The sequence below is a fragment of the Vibrio sp. Y10_XG_PY6 genome, assembly GCF_024181795.1.
In the GTDB taxonomy this organism is placed as follows: Bacteria; Pseudomonadota; Gammaproteobacteria; order Enterobacterales; family Vibrionaceae; genus Vibrio; species Vibrio diabolicus.
Genome location: NZ_JAMZAQ010000001.1, coordinates 1,077,135 through 1,096,421 on the forward strand (window position 1 = coordinate 1,077,135; position 19,287 = coordinate 1,096,421).

General features: G+C 43.6%; 14 protein-coding genes. 8 read left to right on the forward strand and 6 right to left on the reverse strand.

Annotated features, from left to right (window positions below; all coding sequences use genetic code 11):
- Positions 1–26 precede the first annotated feature (26 nt).
- Positions 27–815, forward strand: coding sequence for an EAL domain-containing protein (locus NL644_RS04740; protein WP_253658078.1), 789 nt, complete (start codon positions 27–29; stop codon positions 813–815).
- Between the two features lie 27 nt (positions 816–842).
- Here the strand turns inward: NL644_RS04740 and NL644_RS04745 are convergent, their stop codons facing one another.
- The gene (locus NL644_RS04745) at positions 843–2,102 is read right to left on the reverse strand and encodes a DEAD/DEAH box helicase (protein WP_253658079.1); all 1,260 of its coding nucleotides are present in this window, start codon (positions 2,100–2,102) and stop codon (positions 843–845) included.
- Between the two features lie 67 nt (positions 2,103–2,169).
- Positions 2,170–2,772: an ACP phosphodiesterase gene (locus NL644_RS04750; RefSeq protein WP_114323717.1), complete on the reverse strand. Its 603-nt coding sequence runs from the start codon at positions 2,770–2,772 to the stop codon at positions 2,170–2,172.
- 568 nt (positions 2,773–3,340) lie between these two features.
- Here NL644_RS04750 and NL644_RS04755 point away from each other — a divergent pair.
- Positions 3,341–4,771 (forward strand): methyl-accepting chemotaxis protein, encoded by a 1,431-nt coding sequence (locus NL644_RS04755; RefSeq protein ID WP_085343687.1) that lies wholly within the window; start codon positions 3,341–3,343, stop codon positions 4,769–4,771.
- 429 nt (positions 4,772–5,200) lie between these two features.
- Here the strand turns inward: NL644_RS04755 and NL644_RS04760 are convergent, their stop codons facing one another.
- Together NL644_RS04760 and NL644_RS04765 are read right to left on the reverse strand one after the other, a co-directional pair.
- The gene (locus tag NL644_RS04760) at positions 5,201–5,869 is read right to left on the reverse strand and encodes an HAD-IA family hydrolase (RefSeq protein ID WP_005397612.1); all 669 of its coding nucleotides are present in this window, start codon (positions 5,867–5,869) and stop codon (positions 5,201–5,203) included.
- A 173-nt stretch (positions 5,870–6,042) separates the two neighbouring features.
- Positions 6,043–6,573, reverse strand: a complete 531-nt coding sequence (locus tag NL644_RS04765; RefSeq protein ID WP_114323715.1) for a flavodoxin — start codon at positions 6,571–6,573, stop codon at positions 6,043–6,045.
- 266 nt (positions 6,574–6,839) lie between these two features.
- On the opposite strand from NL644_RS04765, the gene NL644_RS04770 reads away from it, so the two are divergent.
- The 4 genes from NL644_RS04770 to glgC all read left to right on the forward strand — a co-directional run bounded on the left by NL644_RS04770 (position 6,840) and on the right by glgC (position 12,447).
- Positions 6,840–7,310 carry a CreA family protein gene (locus tag NL644_RS04770; RefSeq protein WP_005397614.1) on the forward strand — a complete coding sequence of 157 codons (471 nt, stop codon included), beginning with the start codon at positions 6,840–6,842 and terminating at the stop codon, positions 7,308–7,310.
- 219 nt (positions 7,311–7,529) lie between these two features.
- A complete protein-coding gene (locus NL644_RS04775) occupies positions 7,530–8,834 on the forward strand; it encodes an inosine/guanosine kinase (protein WP_005397615.1) in 1,305 nt (434 codons plus the stop codon).
- A 236-nt stretch (positions 8,835–9,070) separates the two neighbouring features.
- Positions 9,071–10,819, forward strand: coding sequence for a formate--tetrahydrofolate ligase (locus NL644_RS04780; protein ID WP_114323714.1), 1,749 nt, complete (start codon positions 9,071–9,073; stop codon positions 10,817–10,819).
- A 410-nt stretch (positions 10,820–11,229) separates the two neighbouring features.
- Positions 11,230–12,447 carry a glucose-1-phosphate adenylyltransferase gene (glgC, locus tag NL644_RS04785; protein WP_114323713.1) on the forward strand — a complete coding sequence of 406 codons (1,218 nt, stop codon included), beginning with the start codon at positions 11,230–11,232 and terminating at the stop codon, positions 12,445–12,447.
- A 97-nt stretch (positions 12,448–12,544) separates the two neighbouring features.
- Here the strand turns inward: glgC and NL644_RS04790 are convergent, their stop codons facing one another.
- A complete protein-coding gene (locus tag NL644_RS04790; RefSeq protein WP_114323712.1) occupies positions 12,545–15,709 on the reverse strand; it encodes a glycosyl hydrolase family 18 protein in 3,165 nt (1,054 codons plus the stop codon).
- Between the two features lie 277 nt (positions 15,710–15,986).
- Positions 15,987–16,868, reverse strand: coding sequence for an AraC family transcriptional regulator (locus tag NL644_RS04795; RefSeq protein WP_124007862.1), 882 nt, complete (start codon positions 16,866–16,868; stop codon positions 15,987–15,989).
- A gap of 206 nt (positions 16,869–17,074) precedes the next feature.
- Between NL644_RS04795 and NL644_RS04800 the strand changes: the two genes are divergently transcribed.
- Together NL644_RS04800 and NL644_RS04805 are read left to right on the forward strand one after the other, a co-directional pair.
- Positions 17,075–18,223 (forward strand): iron-containing alcohol dehydrogenase, encoded by a 1,149-nt coding sequence (locus NL644_RS04800; RefSeq protein ID WP_104973659.1) that lies wholly within the window; start codon positions 17,075–17,077, stop codon positions 18,221–18,223.
- A gap of 297 nt (positions 18,224–18,520) precedes the next feature.
- Complete coding sequence (locus NL644_RS04805; RefSeq protein WP_253658080.1) at positions 18,521–19,168, forward strand: lysoplasmalogenase; 648 nt, start codon at positions 18,521–18,523, stop codon at positions 19,166–19,168.
- Positions 19,169–19,287 lie beyond the last annotated feature (119 nt).

The following is a 19,287-nucleotide window of genomic DNA, read 5'->3' on the forward strand; positions in this document are numbered from 1 at the left end:
AAGCATTGATTTAGGTTGTCGTAACAATGATGAGCACCTCGCAACTTCTTAGTTGCATCCGCAAACAAGCCGACGGGCAATATATTGCGAAATACGCAAAGCTCACTCTTCGAAGTGTCTTTCAACCTATATATAAAAAAGATATTTCTATCGTTGGACTTGAGGCACTAGTAAGAATTACCAATGCTAATGGTGCCATGATCAGGCCAGATCAGTTTTTCCAATCAAAAATCATTGCCGCTCAAGACCTACTCAATGTTGAACGCTTAAGTCGCCTAATTCATATCAAAAACTTTGCCCAATCTCACTTTCACAATAAACACCTGTTTCTTAATGTATTACCAGAAGCAGCAAAAATACTAGCCAGAGACATCACGTACAATAGGCTGCTAAAACAAACCATTTATCAATCTCATTTAGTAAATGAACAAATCGTCATGGAGTTGCTTGAGTTGAACGTAGAAGACGAGTCCTCGTTGTCGCAAGCAGCTCGTGAATTAAACCAAGGCGGGTTTAAATTGGCGATCGACGATTATGGCGTCAATGCCTCAACAATTGAACGAGTGAAAGGCGTTCGTCCAGACATAATAAAGATGGATCGCTCGTTAATGCTGAGATACGAAAATGGTGACTGGAAAGCTCTAGTCGATGCATTATCACTAGCAAGAACGTTGCGCTCTAAAACCGTTATCGAAGGAATTGAAACCGAGCGTCAACTTAACTTAATGAAAAAACTCGGTTTCGATATGTATCAAGGATACCTACTCGCTATCCCGCAAACGTTAGACGTTTATGAAGAGGCAAAAACAGCCTGACTATGTAAGAACAAAAGTTTGTGCGGTTTAGCGAGAGTTACGTGATTTACCACGGCTCTTATGAATCGCTAATTTTGCTTTTAGCTTACGCTTCTCTGATGAACGGCTTCGACGGCGTCCACTACCATTTTTCTCAGGCTCGACTTCTTCTATAAGGCTTGGCTCGAAGCCTGCCAACCATTCTTGCGGTAGGCGTTGATCAAGCAAATTCTCGATAGCATGCAATAAATATTCTTCATCCCGACTCATTAGAGACACAGCTAACCCCGACTTTCCTGCACGGCCAGTACGGCCTATACGGTGGACATAATCTTCGGCTTTAAATGGCATATCAAAGTTCACCACTTGCTCTAACTCTTGAATATCCAGTCCTCGTGCTGCTACATCTGTCGCAATCAACGCACGCACCTTACCTTGTTTGAACTCATCCAACGCTCTTTGACGCGCACCCTGTGACTTATCCCCGTTAATTGAAACCGCTTTTATGCCATCTAACTTAAGCTCTTTTGCTAGCTCATCGCTACCTTGCTTAGTTTTTGTAAATACAAGCACTTGCTGCCAATTGCGCGAGCCAATCAAGTACGCCAATAATTCACGTTTACGCTTTTTGTCTACCGGATAAACCATCTGTTTTACCGTTTCAGCCGTCGTGTTTGCTGGTGACACTTCAACTTCAACCGGCGATTCCATGAGTTTGTACGCAATAGTCTTGATTCGCTTTTCAAATGTCGCAGAGAACAACAGGATCTGTTTTTCGGCGGGTAAACGTCGGAAGATGCGTTGCAAGTCAGGCCAGAATCCCATATCTAACATACGGTCGGCTTCGTCTAGAACGAGCATACTGGTTTTGGAGATGTTTACGTTGCCATTAAACAGATGATCCAAAAGGCGGCCTGGTGTTGCAATCAAAATATCAACGCCCTCTTCTAACTTCCTCTTTTGTACGCCAATGCTTGTACCACCATAAACACACACAATGCGAAGTTCGGTTTGTGCAGAGTACTGATTCAAATTATCAAATACCTGCTGCGCAAGCTCGCGTGTTGGAACCAAAACCAATGCTTGAGGCGTGCCGTTGAGTTTCTTTTGCTGAACGGTTTGTATAATAGGTAAACCAAACGCAGCCGTTTTCCCCGTACCAGTTTGTGCAGCAGCAAGTAAGTTCTTTCCTTCAAGGACATGTGGAATAGACTTTTCTTGCACTGGTGTTGGCGTCACGATATTTAGATTGCTTAGCGTCTCGATTAGCTTTTGTTCAATGCCTAAGTCAGCAAAATTAACAGACATGTGTAACCTCATTATTTTTGGAGCGCAGAGTTTACCAGAGCCCCAATAGCCATACTACTTTTCTATCTCATTGGGCTGAATCAATAAGCTGTTGCTGAAAATCATACGACTGGCGTAAAACGTCTCGATAGAGTGTCGAGAACTTCTCTTCCAATACTGTGTAATCACTCTCAATCACTTTAAATGTTGTAGTAAGGTCAGCCATTCTCGGGCTTCTTTGCGACATTCGATGTAATGCAAATTCGATACTATCCAGGTCTTGGTATGACTGAAGCCATCGACCGTGCCACATCCGGCTGTGGAGCACCAAAAAACGCGGCGGCAAATGTTCATTAACGTCACGGTTTACTCGCTCGTATGCCGAGTCGACAAAGTGTTCGAGAGATACGGCATAAAAGTCGTCCCAGTGTTTTGCAAGACAATGGTCCCAGAACATATCGAGAGCGATAGGGGCAAAGCGCCGCGCAGTACCTTTGAAGTGAGGTTTGCATTCGTTAACAATAGGATGGTGATCGGTAATGCGGTCAACAAATCTATGTAATTTAATGCCGTTCGAGATATCACGTTCATACAGCTTGCTTGGATCTCCTTTTACGAAGTCTCCAAGCAAGTTTCCCAATAAATGGCTGTTACAGTGGTCTGCGATATGCAGGTGGGCTAGAAAGTTCATCCGACGCCAGTTTTGGCCTTTAAGGCTTGGTGTGACATGAACCTAGTATAACGTCAATTACGACGAGATGAGAGTGTTCCGCTATTCGGCTTCGTTTTCTGAGCCAACGTATTCCGACAAGATAATGCCAATTTCAAGCGCATCTAGCAGCTCTAGGCTCTCATCGTTTTGGTATTGGTCGCTCATTGTGACCTCCTTTATTTTAAGCTCTCTTGCTTGTACTTGCTGACGGCTTGGCCTTGCCATTTCCACGTCAACAACTCCTTTTTATAGTCTTTATATGACACATTCATGACAGCGAGAAGTAAAGATTTAAAAACCTATGAGCAGAATCAAAAGTAAACGTTTGCAACCAGATTTCATATCTACTTAGCACTTCAGAGAAATAGCTCTTTTATCAATATTTATGTCAATTTAAAGATATAACATACCGTTATAGGCGTCCTTAGATCTCATTTCTTAAACTAAATTTAGTTTTCGTTACATATTTTGCTGATTAACTTCGCATATTTTGTTTCGATATAGCAATAGATTTGGTCAATATCTTTTATCTCTAATGGAGCTTTAAATGAGAGAAGTTGAGTTTAGAACGATAGACAGGCTGTTTATCAAGATGTCTATCAACGACAAAATGTGGGTTATATTCCTGCTGTTTTTAGTAGCCCTCACTTCTGTGGCTGGAAGCCGCTACTTCAATGAAATACAACAATTTAAACAACAAGCGATTTCTGCTAGCGAAGCGAAACTTTCTGGTATTGTTGACGCTCAACCAGGTCATGTTCCACAAATTGACGGCGTATCGAAATCAAGTCGCGTAAGCGAGAGCTCTTTTGTTGATGGCTCTGTCACCGCTTATGCAAAGTTGCATTCTGGCGAAGTGATTAAGTTGACTCAAAACGTATCCGCGCAATACGAATCTGCAAAGTCGTCAGCCTTAACCTCTCTGTTACTCAGCTTTTTATGGGTTGTTCCTTTTGCCCTTTTCTCTTACTGGGTTGCGACCTTTATAGGAGGCGCCCTGTGGGTTTTATATACGACAACCGAAAAAATTGGTGAAGGTGATTTAACCTCTCGCCTTGGTTTTCATCCTGGCCGAGACGAGTTTGGCACCATTGGTTGCGCGTTAGATAAATCTATGGACACCTTAAGTGAACTGGTTAACAGTGTGAAAAATAATGCGGCTACATTGAGTGAGACATCTTCTGCATTCGAAAAAGATATGCAGTTGAGCGAAACGCAGATATCTCATCAATATCAAACACTCGATTCCGTCGCGACAGCAATGGAAGAAATGACAGCCTCTGCAAAAGAAGTATCCAGCATTTCCCAACAAGCGACGATGCAATCCGATCAGGATGCTCAAAAGATCGAGCTAAGCAGAAATCGCGTGCAAAATGTGATTGGAGAAATTGAGACGTTATCCAGCTATATTGAACAGGCTTCCACCTCAGTAACCAATTTAAATGAAAACACGACGCAGATTAATGACGTTATCACAACGATCAATGCCATTTCAGAACAAACCAACCTATTGGCTCTGAATGCGGCAATTGAAGCAGCACGCGCTGGTGAACAAGGTCGTGGATTTGCTGTGGTTGCTGATGAGGTGCGTACATTGGCAAGCCGAACTCAACAGGCAACAGTAGAAATTCAAGCCATGATTGAGAAACTACAAACCGAGAGCCAGAACATTGCTTCAATCACTGACCGAACCGTTCAACAAGCGCAAACCAGTAGCCAGCTTATTGATGAAATTGGTCATGATGTGACGTCTATTGCTGAATCCGCACGCTCATTGATGGACATGAGTATCCAAATTTCCACCTCAGCAGAAGAACAAAGCGCAGTCGCCAACGATATTGCATCTGAGCTTTCAGAAATTCGCAGCCAGTCGAGCACAATCAGAGAAGTTGCAGAGCAATCTACCGTAGGGGTAGCTAATCTCACTCAGGCGTCAGTGTCTCTTGGTGAGGTATTACAACGCTACCGCACAGCATAACTTTGCAGCATTTATGATCAACAAGGGCTCCTCAGGAGCCCTTTTCTTTAAACCGTTTTCAGCCGTTATCGTCGATATTTTCTACTACACACAAGTGGATATTTGAAGTGAATCTCAAGTTCTCGCTGTACCTGATGAAATAATGTTCATAAACAAAGCGTTCCGCTATGCTTAATCCTGCCAATTCCAATTTGCTGCTGGAAAACAATATGAATAATTACAAAGATACAAAAGACATCGAAAACCTAAGTTGCCCTCTCTGCCAGGGGGATGAATATCTCATTTCATCGGATGGAGAGAAATTCACATGCGCTGCTTGCGGATTTCATACAAAAAGCTTCTCATCCATCCAATGCCTACATCAAACCCCTTACCTACAGTCCAAACTTAAACATATCCATAGCTTAAGTACGGTGTGCCATTAAGAGATTAAACAGAGCAGCTAAATAGCTGCTCTTTTAATTCATCTAAATGTTGAATGCGAATTACGCGTTCATCATCAACACGATTGATTGCCTCACCATTAAATAGCTGTACGGTTTTAATGCCAGCATTTAATCCCGCTTCTACGCCTTTAGGTGTGTCATCAATATAAAGGCAGTCGCTCGGTAAAAAGCCCATGCTCATTGCACTGTACATAATTAAGTCAGGTTCAGGCTTCCAACTATTCGCATCGAATGCAGAGAACACTTTCCCCTGGAAAGCATCGAGCAATCCTGTTAACTCCAATGCGTATTCTATTTTATCTTTCGGCCCATTGGACGCGACACAATATTCGATATTATGCGAATCTAAAAACTGAATTAATCGCTTTGCGCCATCCATCGGCTGTAAGTGGCGAACAAAAAGAGACTGGACTTCTTCACGGTATTGCGGCTCTAAGACATCAATAGGGACTTTGATATCTTTCAGCTCTTTAGTATCTAAAAGGATGTCAGCGAGCTTTCCTCCTTTAAAATGAGAAACGCACTCTTCCATCGTTAATTCTGCGCCATGCAGGTTAAATACATTGACGAGAGCTTGGCAACACAATCGTTCACTATCGACCAACGTACCATCACAATCAAATATCACGCACTTAATATTGGTAATTGCCATAGCCATCTCCAGACATCTTAAAGGCTAATGCCCTAGCTGATTTTAAAAATGTTGGCTTAATCTTATTTAAGTTTGGGATTGTTGAAACGACGAGCTTGGCATTTCATGGAAATAGAGGGGAGCAATTACAGTTTTTCTAAGCAAGATCACCTATCGTCATCTTGCTTTGCTTTTTATGCATTTGAGTGCGCAAATTGGCTTTCAATAATCACCGAATCTAAAAGCTTGTGTTCGGTACTTAGTCTTTTAGCAAGATCCGCCACAAACGAACTCTTGTATTTTGATTCAGAAACCGCGACATCAGAGATAAGCGTGTTTCCTTCAAGGTGGCTAATAATAGCGGCACCAATTGGAGCTCCAGATTTAAAACCAACATATAATTCAAAATCTGGCGTTAGAATTATCTGAGTGAGATATTCCACAATCATATCTTTATCGTACTGTTGATCCCAACGCTGAGACTGCAGGACAGAAAACATGATAGTAAGTCGGTGAAAATCGACCAGAAAAATATCGTCAGAGCTAAATTCAGAATTACTCTCAAGTAGCGTGTCTTTGTCGACCACTTGATAGGTTGCTTGTTCTAGTGCTTTGAAATAGACATCACGCCCTTTCAGACTCTCTGGTGTTGGAAATTCAACTTCAACCAGATCATACAGCCATGTATTTTTACGCTCGATACTGGCTAACTGTTGTTCATTCATTTTGATACCTTAGTTGCAAAACGAAATGTGCAGAGTGTTTCATTCTCACATAGAGTGAAGCTTAGACAGAGCGACAAGCGATATAAAGTCAAACATATTGGGAGAAAGTATGGTCACTCTAACTCATCATTTCGTTTAGAGCAGTACATTAGCATGAAGCCCACAACAAACCTAGCGTACGTAGACCTTTCCTTGGCTAAATTTTGTTTTAGTTGCAAACCTCTGATAGATTTCATCAATATCTTTCCTAGTTAAGGACAAAAATAATGAAAAAGATGCTGTTAAGTGCATTGCTTGCTACTACGCTGGTTGGTTGTTCAGATAACGATGTTGCTGATGTAGGACTCGGTTGGTTTACTTTGAAAGACATCAAAGTAGGTGAATTAAAAGACGAGGTAGTCACGGGGGTAACGTGTCATATAGCTTCTATCGAAGCCGATTTTAGTTTAGCGGATCCAAGTGACAGCTCAATATCATGTCGTCAGACTGGCGAAATCACGCCGGAAATGATTGCAAAAATAGATAAAAGTAAGTCTGGCGAAATTGTATTTAAGAAGTCAAAAAGTATTTTCTTCAAAACAATGAAGGTTCGCCGAATTTATGATGCAGACAACCAAACCTTACTCTACCTGTCTTACACAACAAAAGAGACAGACGGTAGCTTTAAGCACAGCCTATCGACGGTTCCACTTTGGGGCACCAAGGCTTACGTTGAGCCAACAGAAGTGAAAAAGTAACGCAGCTAATTTTGGGTAGCTCCAAGCTCGTTGTTAAAGAGAATAACCGATCAACGACCAATTGCAGTACTATAAGCATCAGTAATTTAGGCTATCTTGGTCGCAATTTCTCCAGCTCGCTGATTTTTTCAGCGGGCAAACTTCTTTGTAATAAAAGGCCACGATTTTCATTTTTTTGTGATACAATCCCGCCTCTTTTTTTCTCACTCAAGAACAAGCATGAAGTTTCCTGGTCAGCGTAAATCTAAACACTACTTCCCAACTCACGCTCGAGATCCATTAGTAAACCAAATCCGACAAGCGCCTAAGCTATATCGCCCAACTATTGTTGGTGTCGGTCAAACCATCGTAGATATCGAAGCGCGTGTAGATGATGCGTTTTTAGAAAAATACAACCTAAGTAAAGGACATTCACTCGTTCTTGAAGAAAGCAAAGCAGATGCACTTTACGAAGAACTGGTTGAGCAAGGCCTGATCACACACCAATACCCAGGTGACACGATTGGCAACACGCTCCACAATTACTCAGTATTGGCGGATAGCAAATCCGTTTTGCTCGGTGTGATGTCCAAGAACATTCAAGTTGGTTCTTTTGCTTACCGCTACCTTTGCCGCACCTCTTCACGCATGAACCTCAACCACCTACAAACGGTAGATGGTCCTATTGGTCGTTGTTATACCCTGATTTCTCAAGATGGCGAACGCACATTTGCTATCAATGAAGGTCACATGAACCAACTACTTCCGGAAAGCATTCCTGAAGAGATCTTTGAGAAAGCATCAGCTCTGGTTGTTTCTTCTTACCTAATGCGCGGTAAAGAAGAGGATCCAATGCCGAAAGCGGTACAAAAAGCGATCGACTTTGCCAAAAAGCACGATGTCCCTGTTGTACTGACTTTAGGCACAAAGTACGTTATCGAAGGTAACGCGCAATGGTGGCAAGAGTACATTCGCGAGAACATATCTGTTGTTGCAATGAATGAAGAAGAAGGCGCCGCATTAACAGGCGAGACAGAGCCGCTTGCGGCTGCTGATAAAGCACTTGAGTGGGTCGATCTTGTTCTATGTACTGCAGGGCCAAATGGCCTATACATGGCAGGTTACACCGACGAAAAAGTAAAACGAGAAACCACACACGACATTCTTGAAGGTTCAATTGAAGCCTTTAACCAATACGAATTTAGTCGTGCGATGCGTAAAGGAGATTGTGAGAAGCCAATGAAGGTATACTCTTACATTGGTCCTTACCTAGGTGGTCCACTAGAGATTAAGAACACCAACGGCGCAGGTGATGCGGCGCTTTCTGCTTTACTGCATGATATGGCTGCAAACTCTTTCCATCAAAAAGAAGTGCCTAACTCAGAAAAGCACGAAGTACGCTGTTTGACTTACTCATCACTTTCTCAGATCTGTAAATATGCAAACCGAGTAAGCTATGAAGTGTTGACGCAACACTCTCCTCGCCTATCGCGAGCACTTCCTGAACGAGAAGATAGCTTAGAAGAAACTTACTGGGATCGTTAAGATCACAGCTTTAAAGCTAAAAATACATCAAGGTCACCATTTGGTGGCCTTTTTGTTTTGATCTGGCGCAGTAAATAGTAGATTTTGTTAGTATGTAGCACAGTATAGAGCAGTAAACTCTTTACATACCGAATCGAAACCGTACTATCACCGAGCAAACGTTTGCCCAACAATAATACTTGCTCCAACTCAGATTGTTTTTCAACACTACCTGCGAGTCACTTTAGGGATTATCCATGCAGTCAGATATTGAAATTTGCCGAAACACACCACTTTCTTCTATTGATGTTATTGCGGAAAAAGTAGGGTTACTACCCGAAGAATATGACACTCACGGGAAGCACAAAGCCAAAGTCCATCCAAAATGTTTGGAGCGGCTAAAAGAGAATGATAACGGTAAGCTTGTGCTTGTTACTGCGATCACTCCTACCCCACTTGGCGAAGGAAAAACCGTTACAACTGTCGGACTGGCGCAAGGTTTAGCTAAGCTTAGACAATCCGTTATCGCATGTATTAGACAACCTTCTATGGGGCCTGTATTCGGTATTAAAGGCGGTGCTGCTGGCGGTGGTTATTCCCAAGTTGCTCCAATGGAAGAACTGAACTTACACCTTACTGGTGACATCCATGCGGTGACGGCGGCGCATAATCTAGCTTCAGCCGCGCTTGATGCTCGCTTGTATCATGAACAACGCGAAGGCTATGATGCCTTTGAAGCACGTACTGGATTAAAGGCACTTAAAATCGATACGGCAAGCATTACTTGGAAACGAGTAATGGACCATAATGATCGCGCACTACGTAAAGTCAAAATTGGGTTAAATGAGCCAGGAAAAGTCATCAATGGATACGAACGCGACGAAGGGTTCGATATTTCTGCCGCGTCTGAGTTAATGGCTATCATTGCACTGGCTAAAGATTTGAAAGATTTACGTCAGCGTATTGGGAAAATTGTCGTAGCGTACGATTTGAACGGAAACCCGGTAACCACTGAGGATCTGCAAGTTGCAGGAGCAATGGCAGTGACATTAAAAGAGGCCATTGCACCGACACTGATGCAAACTCTGGAAGGTGTTCCTACGTTGATTCACGCAGGCCCGTTTGCAAACATCGCCCATGGAAATTCATCTATTATTGCCGACGATATCGCGCTAAAACTATCAAGTTACACTGTAACAGAGGCGGGGTTTGGTTCGGACATGGGATTTGAGAAAGCGTGTAACATTAAAGCTGCCGCCGCCAGCAAGGCGCCAGATTGTGTAGTGATAGTAGCGACATTACGCGGCCTCAAAGCAAATTCTGGACACTACGATTTACGACCAGGTATGGCCATTCCAGATTCCATTTTTAATCCAGACCAAGAAGCATTGGAAGCGGGATTTGAAAACTTAAAATGGCACATTAATAACGTCCATAAATATGGCATTCCAGCTGTTGTCGCTATTAACCAGTTTCCGCAAGATTGTGAGAAAGAGCTTAAAATACTTAAAGAGCTGGTTCAGAAATTTAATCCGGAAGTTAAAGTCGCTATCAGCACCGCTTTTGCTCAAGGCGGGCAAGGCACAACTCAGTTAGCTCAACATGTTATTGACGTTTGTACCCAGCCTACAGAGTTTCGTCCCTTATACAATAAAGAACAATCGTTACACGAAAAACTTATGGCTGTGTGTGAAGCTGGCTATGGTGCCGCCAATATAGAAATGAGTTCCCTTGCTACTGAACAGCTCAACCATTTTGAAAATCTAGGTTTTAACAACTTAGCGGTTTGCATAGCGAAAACCCCACTATCAATAACAACAGATTCCGCTGTCAAAGGCGCGCCGACAGGTTTTACAGTCCCTATCCGCGAGTTACGTCTGTGTGCTGGCGCTGGGTTTGTATATGCGTTATCAGGCACGGTGATGACGATGCCAGGTTTGCCTGATAAACCTGCATTTATGAATTTAGACCTTGATGATGAAGGAAATATCATCGGTCTCTCTTAGTGTAACGTCAACGTATAGTTGACTATAAAGGAAGCACGTTTAAAGAGTGAGTGGTTTACTTCTATATCCACTCACTTTGAACAGATGAAGAGGCGTGCTTGATTATCTTTATCTTACTGTTTTATCCTCACTTTACATTGTAAATCCATACTTATTTTCTCCCCTTCCCTATAATCTTGCGCCAATTTGATGCACGGCCTACTTAGCACTTCACTAATGTGGTGCAATTACCTTGCGATGAACTTTTAACCCCTTTGATTTTTAAAGAGATATTCTATGGCTCGAATCTTGTACTAAAGTTTGCAGTAGTAAACACATCAGCACATGCACTTTCAAAACCTCTGCGCTGTACACCACTTCCTCCTGGTTAGCACCGTTTTGATGCATGCAAAAAAGGGAAAGGGAATAATATGGAAGACGCACTCGCCGTAATTTTAGCTGGGGGGATGGGGTCTAGGCTCAGCCCACTCACCGATGATAGAACCAAGCCAGCAGTACCTTTTGGCGGAAAGTATAGAATTATAGATTTCACACTAACCAACTGTTTACACTCAGGTTTACGTAAAATCCTTGTTTTGACCCAATACAAATCTCATTCACTTCAAAAACACTTGCGAGATGGTTGGTCAATATTCAATCCAGAGCTTGGCGAGTACATTACTGCGGTTCCACCTCAAATGCGCAAAGGTGGTGCATGGTATGAAGGAACCGCTGATGCTATTTATCACAACATGTGGTTACTATCGCGCAATGACGCGAAGTATGTGGTTGTGTTATCCGGCGATCATATCTATCGAATGGACTACGCCGCGATGCTTGAAGAGCATAAAGAGAAAGGTGCTAAGCTCACCGTTGCCTGTATGGATGTTCCCGTAGAGGATGCTTCAGCATTCGGGGTAATGGGCACCGCAGAAAACGGGCGAGTTACTTCATTTATAGAAAAACCAGAATGCCCACCTACCCTTCCAGGAAGCAAAACCAGAAGCCTCGTTTCCATGGGGATCTATATCTTTGATATGGATGTTTTAAAAGAAGCACTCGAAGACGACTCAAAACTCGATTCATCAAGTCATGACTTCGGAAAAGACATCATACCTAAGCTGATTGATACGGAATCCGTTTATGCTTATCAATTTTGTGGCAGTAAAGGGCGCGTTGATAAGGATTGCTACTGGCGCGACGTGGGTACCATTGATTCCTTCTATGAAGCGAATATGGATCTGCTAGAGCCAGTACCACCAATGAACCTATATCAATCCAATTGGGCGATTCGTACTTACGAGCCGCAGTTTCCACCAGCTCGTACCGTATCGTCAGCCACGGGCAATGAAGGTATTTTTATTAACTCCATCATTGCTACCGGTGTCATCAATTCTGGAGGCTCAGTACAGCATTCCATTATTTCCTCTAACGTACGCATTCAAGACAGTGCCACGGTAGTCGATTCCATCATTTTTGATGACGTAGAGGTCGGAGAAGGAAGTCAGTTGGTCAACTGCATAGTTGATAAACATGTTCGTATTCCGCCACATACTCAAATTGGCATCAACAAACTAGAAGATGCGAAGCGATTTAAAATCTCAGACAAAGGTATTGTCGTCATACCCGAAAGTTATCAATTCGATTAAACGACAAACCATCGCAACAAAAAAGCGCACGATCATCATCGTGCGCTTTTGTTTAAGAGCCTATTAACGTTAGGCTATAACAGTTAATCAAAAACGATTAGATGTTACATACCGTTGACCAACTACCATCTGTGCCCGGCTCAGCCGCTGTCCACCAATTCGCTTGGTAAACCACACCGTTGTGGATGATCTTATCACCCTGGTTTGCGTGGCTTGGGTTACCAGCCCAATCCGTTTGTGGTAAAGCTGGGTATGTCACTAAACCTGTCGTATCACACGTACCTGGTTCAGTAGTACCACCATCACCCGAGCCTGCATTTAGGTCGCCAATTGGCAGTTCTGGCTGTTCAAACTTGAACGCAAACTCTTTACCACCAGAAATCACTGAGTAGTTAGCCGGACCAGAGATTGGTAGGTAGTAAACCATATCAAGCTCGTAAGTACCGCCCGCTGGTAAATCTTTCCAAGCAGGTAGAGAGAACGATACGCGGTGCATTACGCCATCTAAGCCACCGATGTTGTTTGCTCGAGTATGTCCAGAAGCAATGACTTTCAAACCGCCACCAGATTGATCTTTCGCGTTATCAGGAGCTGATACTGGGATATCAAACTGGAATTCAGTACCACCAGGGATCGCTTGACCAGTGTTGTTCGTAAACGTGATCTTCGGATTAATTGGGTAGTTTTGGTCGCCAACCTTAAAGCCGCCAACGCTGACTGCAATGTCTACCGCTTCTGTTGGTGTCGGACCCGTCGCGACTTTATTACCGTACGGTGTTGCAGACTTAAACTTGTCGTAGATAGCTTTGGTCATAGTGTTACCCATGTGGTACTCACCATTACCAGCCGCACAAGCTTGTTCAGTTGCATCTACTGCCGTACGATTACCATTTGCATCCAGTACGTAACAGTTGTAGTCACCTGCCAGTTCCCAGAACATAATACCGCCGATTTCTTTATCGATAACGTAATCAGCTTTCACTTCGATAGAAGCTTTATCTTCCGTAGACAGGAACACGCTCTTCTCTGCGTTCCACAACCAAGGCGCTACAGCAACGCTATCGTAATGACGAGTATATGTACCAACAAGCTTATCTGAAGGATCGTTAACTGGATCCAGACCGTACGCGGCTGCGTAAGAGCCCCAGATACCATTTTCTAGGTTCTTCGCATGCCACATTGGGTTAGAGCCAGCGCCCATTTCGTTGCCTTTAGGGTCGGTATCGTGCCACATGTTGTCGATACCAATAGCACCGTGACCACAGTTGTTCTTCTCCCCTTCACCGGTACCTGGTTGACACTCAGCTTGGTTTGGCAGTGCAGCTCGGCCCCACAGACCATTTTCACCACCAGTAACACCTTGCCAACCACGGGTGTAGTAAGGAACACCGATGTTGATACGACCTGCTGGCATAGAACCACGGAAATAGTGGTAAGCCCAGTCTGTGTTCAAGTAACCGATACCACCGTATGCAGCAGTGCCGTATACGTTCCACTGCGCTAGCTCCGAGTCTTTACCTGTATCGAATAATGCTGCGTTGTGACCAACGTGATCATTCCAAGCCCCATGCAAGTCGTAAGACATGATGTTTACGTAGTCTAGGTACTTAGTTACATCGAAGGTTTCCATACCACGCAGTAGGTAACCTGAAGATGGTGCTGCGATAGTCAGCATATAATGAATGCCATCTTGCGCGGATGCCGCGTCAAGTTTCTCACGCAATACTTTCATCAGCTCTTGGTAAGACGCCCATAGATACTGACGACGTGGTTCCATGAAGTCTTTGTCGTAAGGGTTACCAGCACCAGCCATTGATGTCGGGTATTCATAGTCGATATCCAGGCCATCGAACTTGTACTGACGCATCATTTCAACGGCTGAAGTTGCGAACTTCTCGATGCCAGCATGGTTAATAGAACCGTCCGCATTCGTCGTCATGGTGTAGAAACCACCATCAGCTACACGATTGCCGTTCGTATCGAAGTGACCGCCCGTTTCAGCCCAACCACCGATAGAGATTAACGTTTTAACATCATGTATTTGCTTGTAAGTCGCGAGCGCACCAAAGTGACCTTTGAAGCCAAGAGCAGGATCTACCTCAACGCCAGGCCAAGTTTTACCCGTAGCAGGGTTGTTAGGGTCATTAACGTCACCAACGTTTACTTTACCATCAGAACCAATGCTCACAAACGCGTAGTTAATGTGAGTAAGTTGCTCCCAAGGAATATCTTTAACAAGGTAAGTAGATTGAGGGTCCTCACCTGCGCGCCAGCTAGTAAAGTAACCAATCACACGACGTGGGTGATCGGCGCCCATTTTCTCGCGACCTTCTTCGTCATAAATAGAACAGTAAGGAACGTCTACACCCGTTGTTTGATACAAGCCATCAGGGCGACAGTTAGATGTCACCGCGCCACCGTTTACCGTTAACGTCGCAAGTGCAGAATCTGCTGTTGCTCCGGCATCATCGGTTGCTCTCGCATAAACACTTAGCGAACCAGCTTGTGAAGGCGTTACATCAAGCGTGTATGGCGCAGTTGTTGCGGTGCCAGCAAGGACACCCGCCACATAGAAATCAACTTTAGCAACGGTGCCATCCGCATCTGCGGCATTCGCAGTCAGTGTGACGGAACCACCCAAGTCAATAGAAGTCGCAGAAAGTGCAACATCCACTGTCGGCGCTTCGTTACCAGGTTGTGCCGGTGCCACAGTTAACGTCACAGCGCTTGCTGTGCTTACTGCACCTGCATCATCATACGCCTTAGTAGAGAATTCGTGCTGGCCTTCAGTCGCTGTCCATGACGCAGCATAAGGCGCAGACGTTGCCTGACCAACTAATACGCCATCAACAAAGAATTCTACTTTGCTAACAGTACCATCGGTATCAGCTGCATCTGCAGCTAGGTTAACAACATCCCCTGCAGTCACAGAAGCCGACGCAGAAGGCGATGTTAGAGTAACAGTCGGGACTTCATTCTGAGGTGGATCAATCGGTCCAGTGCCATCACATGCGCCAAGTGTTTCCCACTCGCCCCACTCACCAGATTGCGCTGGGTTACTGTTTTGCGTCCAGTAACGTGCTTTGTAAGCATTACCTTCATGTTGAACTTGGTCACCACCGTTATAAACTTTTGATGATTGCCAAGTTTCTAGAGGGGCACAGTCAACCGCTGCGTAGCTATTGAAGGCCATAAGACAAGAAGCGGTGAGAGTGCTTAGTGTGAACACGCTTTTCACTGCGTTGCCGTTTTTAAGGTGCATAATCGCTCTTCCTTAAGTTATTGTTAAAACAATACTAAATGCGCTAAGCAAAGCGCACTTATACTTTTATTTCGACGTAAAATAACTTAAGTACAAGTTGGTGATTTCACACTATCTATTTACGAGTTTTCCACACCGCCTCGCAACAATCCACTAAATGCTTGCAACAACGTACCTATTATTTGGCACCAGTAACTAATTTTATAAATCAAATAAATATGTCACTCGCAAATTAATAAAAAAGGCAAAAAAAGTCGTTATTTTGAAATAAAGATCACTAAGCCTTTGTTGACCTTGGTGTTTCATTAAAATGTCGCTTGTACTCGCGACTAAACTGTGATGGGCTCGTGTACCCGACCATTCTCGCGGCATCATTAACACGTCGCCCCTCCAACTGGATTAACTCGCGCGCTTTATTAAGTCGAACTTTCTTAATGTATTGCAACGGAGATTCAAGCGTGACATTGCGAAATGCTTGATGGAAAGCAGACACACTCATGTTGGCTTCTTCAGCCAATGTTTGTACGCTCAACTGTTCATGATACGCTTGATGAACACGATTCAATGCTTTGGCCACTCTAGCGTAAGAGCCTTCTTGGTGTGCTAAGTCAAATAAAACATACCCTTCTTTGCTTACCAAAGTGCGATAAACAATTTCCTCAAGAAGTAGATCACCGAGCATGACAACATCAAGCTCATTACACAACGCGCTCATTAGTCGCTTGCATGCATCCAGCATACCTTCGCTCATGCGTACCGATTTAAGGCCGCAACGGGTAGCATCCAGACACTTATTACTGAATTTCTCAGCCTCAAGTTTTTTAACGAGCTTATGAAGAAGCGTTGGCGAAATATCTATCGAGATGCCAAGTAAAGGCTCATTGTTTGTCGCAAACGCTTCGCACTCCAGGGGCATGGGAACTCCTACGACAAGGTAATCATCGGGCCCATATTGGACAGGTGTATCACCAATATGAATGTTCTTATGTCCTTGACCTAAAACAATAATGCCAGACTGATAGACAAACGGCTGTCGATGATTTCCTTTGCTACTGCGATAAAACCATACGCCATCTATTGCGGTTTTCTTCATACCTTCTAAGTCATGCAGTCCCTGCTTTTCAACATATTGCTGCATGATATCTGCGAGAGTGTGCATTAGAGCGCTCCATCAATGACCAACGAGTTTGGTCTCTATTATTATTGTGAGCACTATACTTCCTCTCAACTTTAACTTTCTAGTTCAAGAGCATTAATTTTGTAGAAATAGGCAAATTATTTGCAGAAATCGACCTGTTAACGAACGTTAATCAGGACTAATATGCACGTATTCAATCTCCTTTACTGGAAGCAAGAGGGCTAATAATGAACTTTTCTTATGTAAACCCAACCAAGATTTTCTTTGGTCAAAAACAAATCGCTGCAATCAAAGAAGCTATCCCATCCGACCAAAAAGTTTTAGTGGTATACGGCGGTGGCTCAATTAAAAAAAATGGCGTGTACGACCAAGTCTCAGAAGCACTAGAGGGACATGAATGGCTAGAGTTTTCTGGTGTTGAACCCAACCCAACCAAAGAAACGCTCGATAAAGCGGTCGCAATGGTAAAAGAACATGGTGTTGACTTTATTCTTGCTGTAGGTGGTGGTTCAGTCATTGATGGCTCTAAATACGTAGCAGCAGCATCTAAGTATGATGGTGATGGCTGGGATATCATGATTGGTAAACACCAAGTCACTGAAGCGACGCCTCTAGCTGCAATTTTGACATTGCCAGCAACAGGCTCAGAGTCAAACATGGGCGCAGTTATCACTAAAAAAGAAACTCAAGACAAACTTCCGTTCATGTCTCCAGCAGTACAGCCTAAATTTGCTGTGTTAGACCCGGATGTAATGAAAACATTGCCAGAACGCCAGTTGATCAACGGCATTGTTGACGCGTGGGTGCACGTATGTGAGCAATACTTGACGCTTCCTACCGGCGCAATGGTTCAAGATGGTTATGCAGAAACACTGCTGAAAACCTTAAAAACACTCGGAGAACAGTTTGCCGAGCGAGACGACGATATGTGGCGCGCAAACCTAATGTGGTCTGCTAACCAAGCATTGAACGGGTTAATTGGTAGTGGCGTTCCACAAGACTGGGCGACACATATGATCGGCCATGAATTAACGGCTCTATGGGGCGTCGATCACGCACGTTCTCTTGCAATCGTCCAACCATCGCTACTTCGCAACCAAATGCAATTTAAACGTCCTAAACTAGAGCAAATGGGTCGCAACGTATTTGGACTTGAAGCTGGAGACGACCTTGCTGAACGTACCATCGAAGCGATCGAAGCGTTTTATCATCAACTTGATGTCGCAACTAAGCTAGAAAACTATGATGAAAGTCGTGAACAAGCGATCGATGCCATCATCGAACAACTCAATAAACACGGAATGACCGTTCTCGGTGAAAACCAGGCGATTACTCTTGAACGTAGTCGTGAAATTTTAGAACTCGCTGTTGCCTAACAGCAAAAACAGTTCACTGCCCTTTCTAGGGTTTAACGGTATTGTGACTTAACGGTCACAATACCGTTTTTTTATGCTATTTTGTAAGCTTCATCACGTTCAAATTCGGGAACTCCTCAAAATAACGATTAATCCCTACAAACTCATTGATCGTGTAGGTCAGTAAAGAGACAACTGTCCAGCTTTACACAAACAAAAAATAAAATTGAATTCAAAGGTCTAACTTACTCATTTAATGGACCTTTTATTTGTTGTAGTTATCCACTACATTAGCTTGTCTGTTCGAGAATCCATTTTATGTGGCTAGTTGTTGTCGTATTAGCATTCATACATATCATCAGTATCCGTAAAGGTCCTAAGTGGGTCTTCTACGTATCCAAACCATTACCAGTGCTCTGTATGTTAGGGATTTTAATCCAGTCTCCTGCCTATCATATGCCATACACGCGTTGGATTTTGGTTGGCTTATCGCTCTCGTTGCTTGGTGATCTACTATTAATGCTCCCTAGAGATAAGTTTATTACCGGATTAGTGCTCTTCTGCTCTGCCCATCTTTCCTATAGCTACGGTTTTACCATCATGTCCGCTTGGCATTTTACGCCTTGGCTCCCTATTGCTTTATTTGGACTCGGTGTATGTTTCTATTGGTTGTTTCGACCGGACCTTGGTCAAGAAAAGCTCCCGGTTGCCAGCTACATATTGGTATTGATGACCATGTGTTGGGCTGCTATCGAGTATTATTTGAGTGGAAAAACACAATCGTCCTCATTTGCAGTGCTCGGAAGCTTTATCTTCATCGTTTCTGGTACCGTCTTAGCTTTTGAACGCTTCGGGGGACGATCCGTATTTTCCCGACAAGTCGTCATGGTGACCTACTATTCCGCACAAACATTGATGGTAATGTCCGTTGTTGCCATCGTTGTTCGTTATCCGTATCTCAGTTGAACTGACTTATTAGTAATAGCTTTTGTGCCTAATTCTTAAAACATTACTTTATCAAACACTAAAGTGAGCAGGTTCTTAATCTTAGAACCTGAATATAAGCTTGTTCTTAATGAAATAAT

Bases quoted from the DNA above. Each gene is read 5' to 3' on its own strand.
- NL644_RS04740 (WP_253658078.1), top strand. From the start codon at position 27: ATGATGAGCACCTCGCAACTTCTTAGTTGCATCCGCAAACAAGCCGAC.
- NL644_RS04745 (WP_253658079.1), bottom strand. From the start codon at position 2,102: ATGTCTGTTAATTTTGCTGACTTAGGCATTGAACAAAAGCTAATCGAG.
- NL644_RS04750 (WP_114323717.1), bottom strand. From the start codon at position 2,772: ATGAACTTTCTAGCCCACCTGCATATCGCAGACCACTGTAACAGCCAT.
- NL644_RS04755 (WP_085343687.1), top strand. From the start codon at position 3,341: ATGAGAGAAGTTGAGTTTAGAACGATAGACAGGCTGTTTATCAAGATG.
- NL644_RS04760 (WP_005397612.1), bottom strand. From the start codon at position 5,869: ATGGCAATTACCAATATTAAGTGCGTGATATTTGATTGTGATGGTACG.
- NL644_RS04765 (WP_114323715.1), bottom strand. From the start codon at position 6,573: ATGAATGAACAACAGTTAGCCAGTATCGAGCGTAAAAATACATGGCTG.
- NL644_RS04770 (WP_005397614.1), top strand. From the start codon at position 6,840: ATGAAAAAGATGCTGTTAAGTGCATTGCTTGCTACTACGCTGGTTGGT.
- NL644_RS04775 (WP_005397615.1), top strand. From the start codon at position 7,530: ATGAAGTTTCCTGGTCAGCGTAAATCTAAACACTACTTCCCAACTCAC.
- NL644_RS04780 (WP_114323714.1), top strand. From the start codon at position 9,071: ATGCAGTCAGATATTGAAATTTGCCGAAACACACCACTTTCTTCTATT.
- glgC (WP_114323713.1), top strand. From the start codon at position 11,230: ATGGAAGACGCACTCGCCGTAATTTTAGCTGGGGGGATGGGGTCTAGG.
- NL644_RS04790 (WP_114323712.1), bottom strand. From the start codon at position 15,709: ATGCACCTTAAAAACGGCAACGCAGTGAAAAGCGTGTTCACACTAAGC.
- NL644_RS04795 (WP_124007862.1), bottom strand. From the start codon at position 16,868: ATGCACACTCTCGCAGATATCATGCAGCAATATGTTGAAAAGCAGGGA.
- NL644_RS04800 (WP_104973659.1), top strand. From the start codon at position 17,075: ATGAACTTTTCTTATGTAAACCCAACCAAGATTTTCTTTGGTCAAAAA.
- NL644_RS04805 (WP_253658080.1), top strand. From the start codon at position 18,521: ATGTGGCTAGTTGTTGTCGTATTAGCATTCATACATATCATCAGTATC.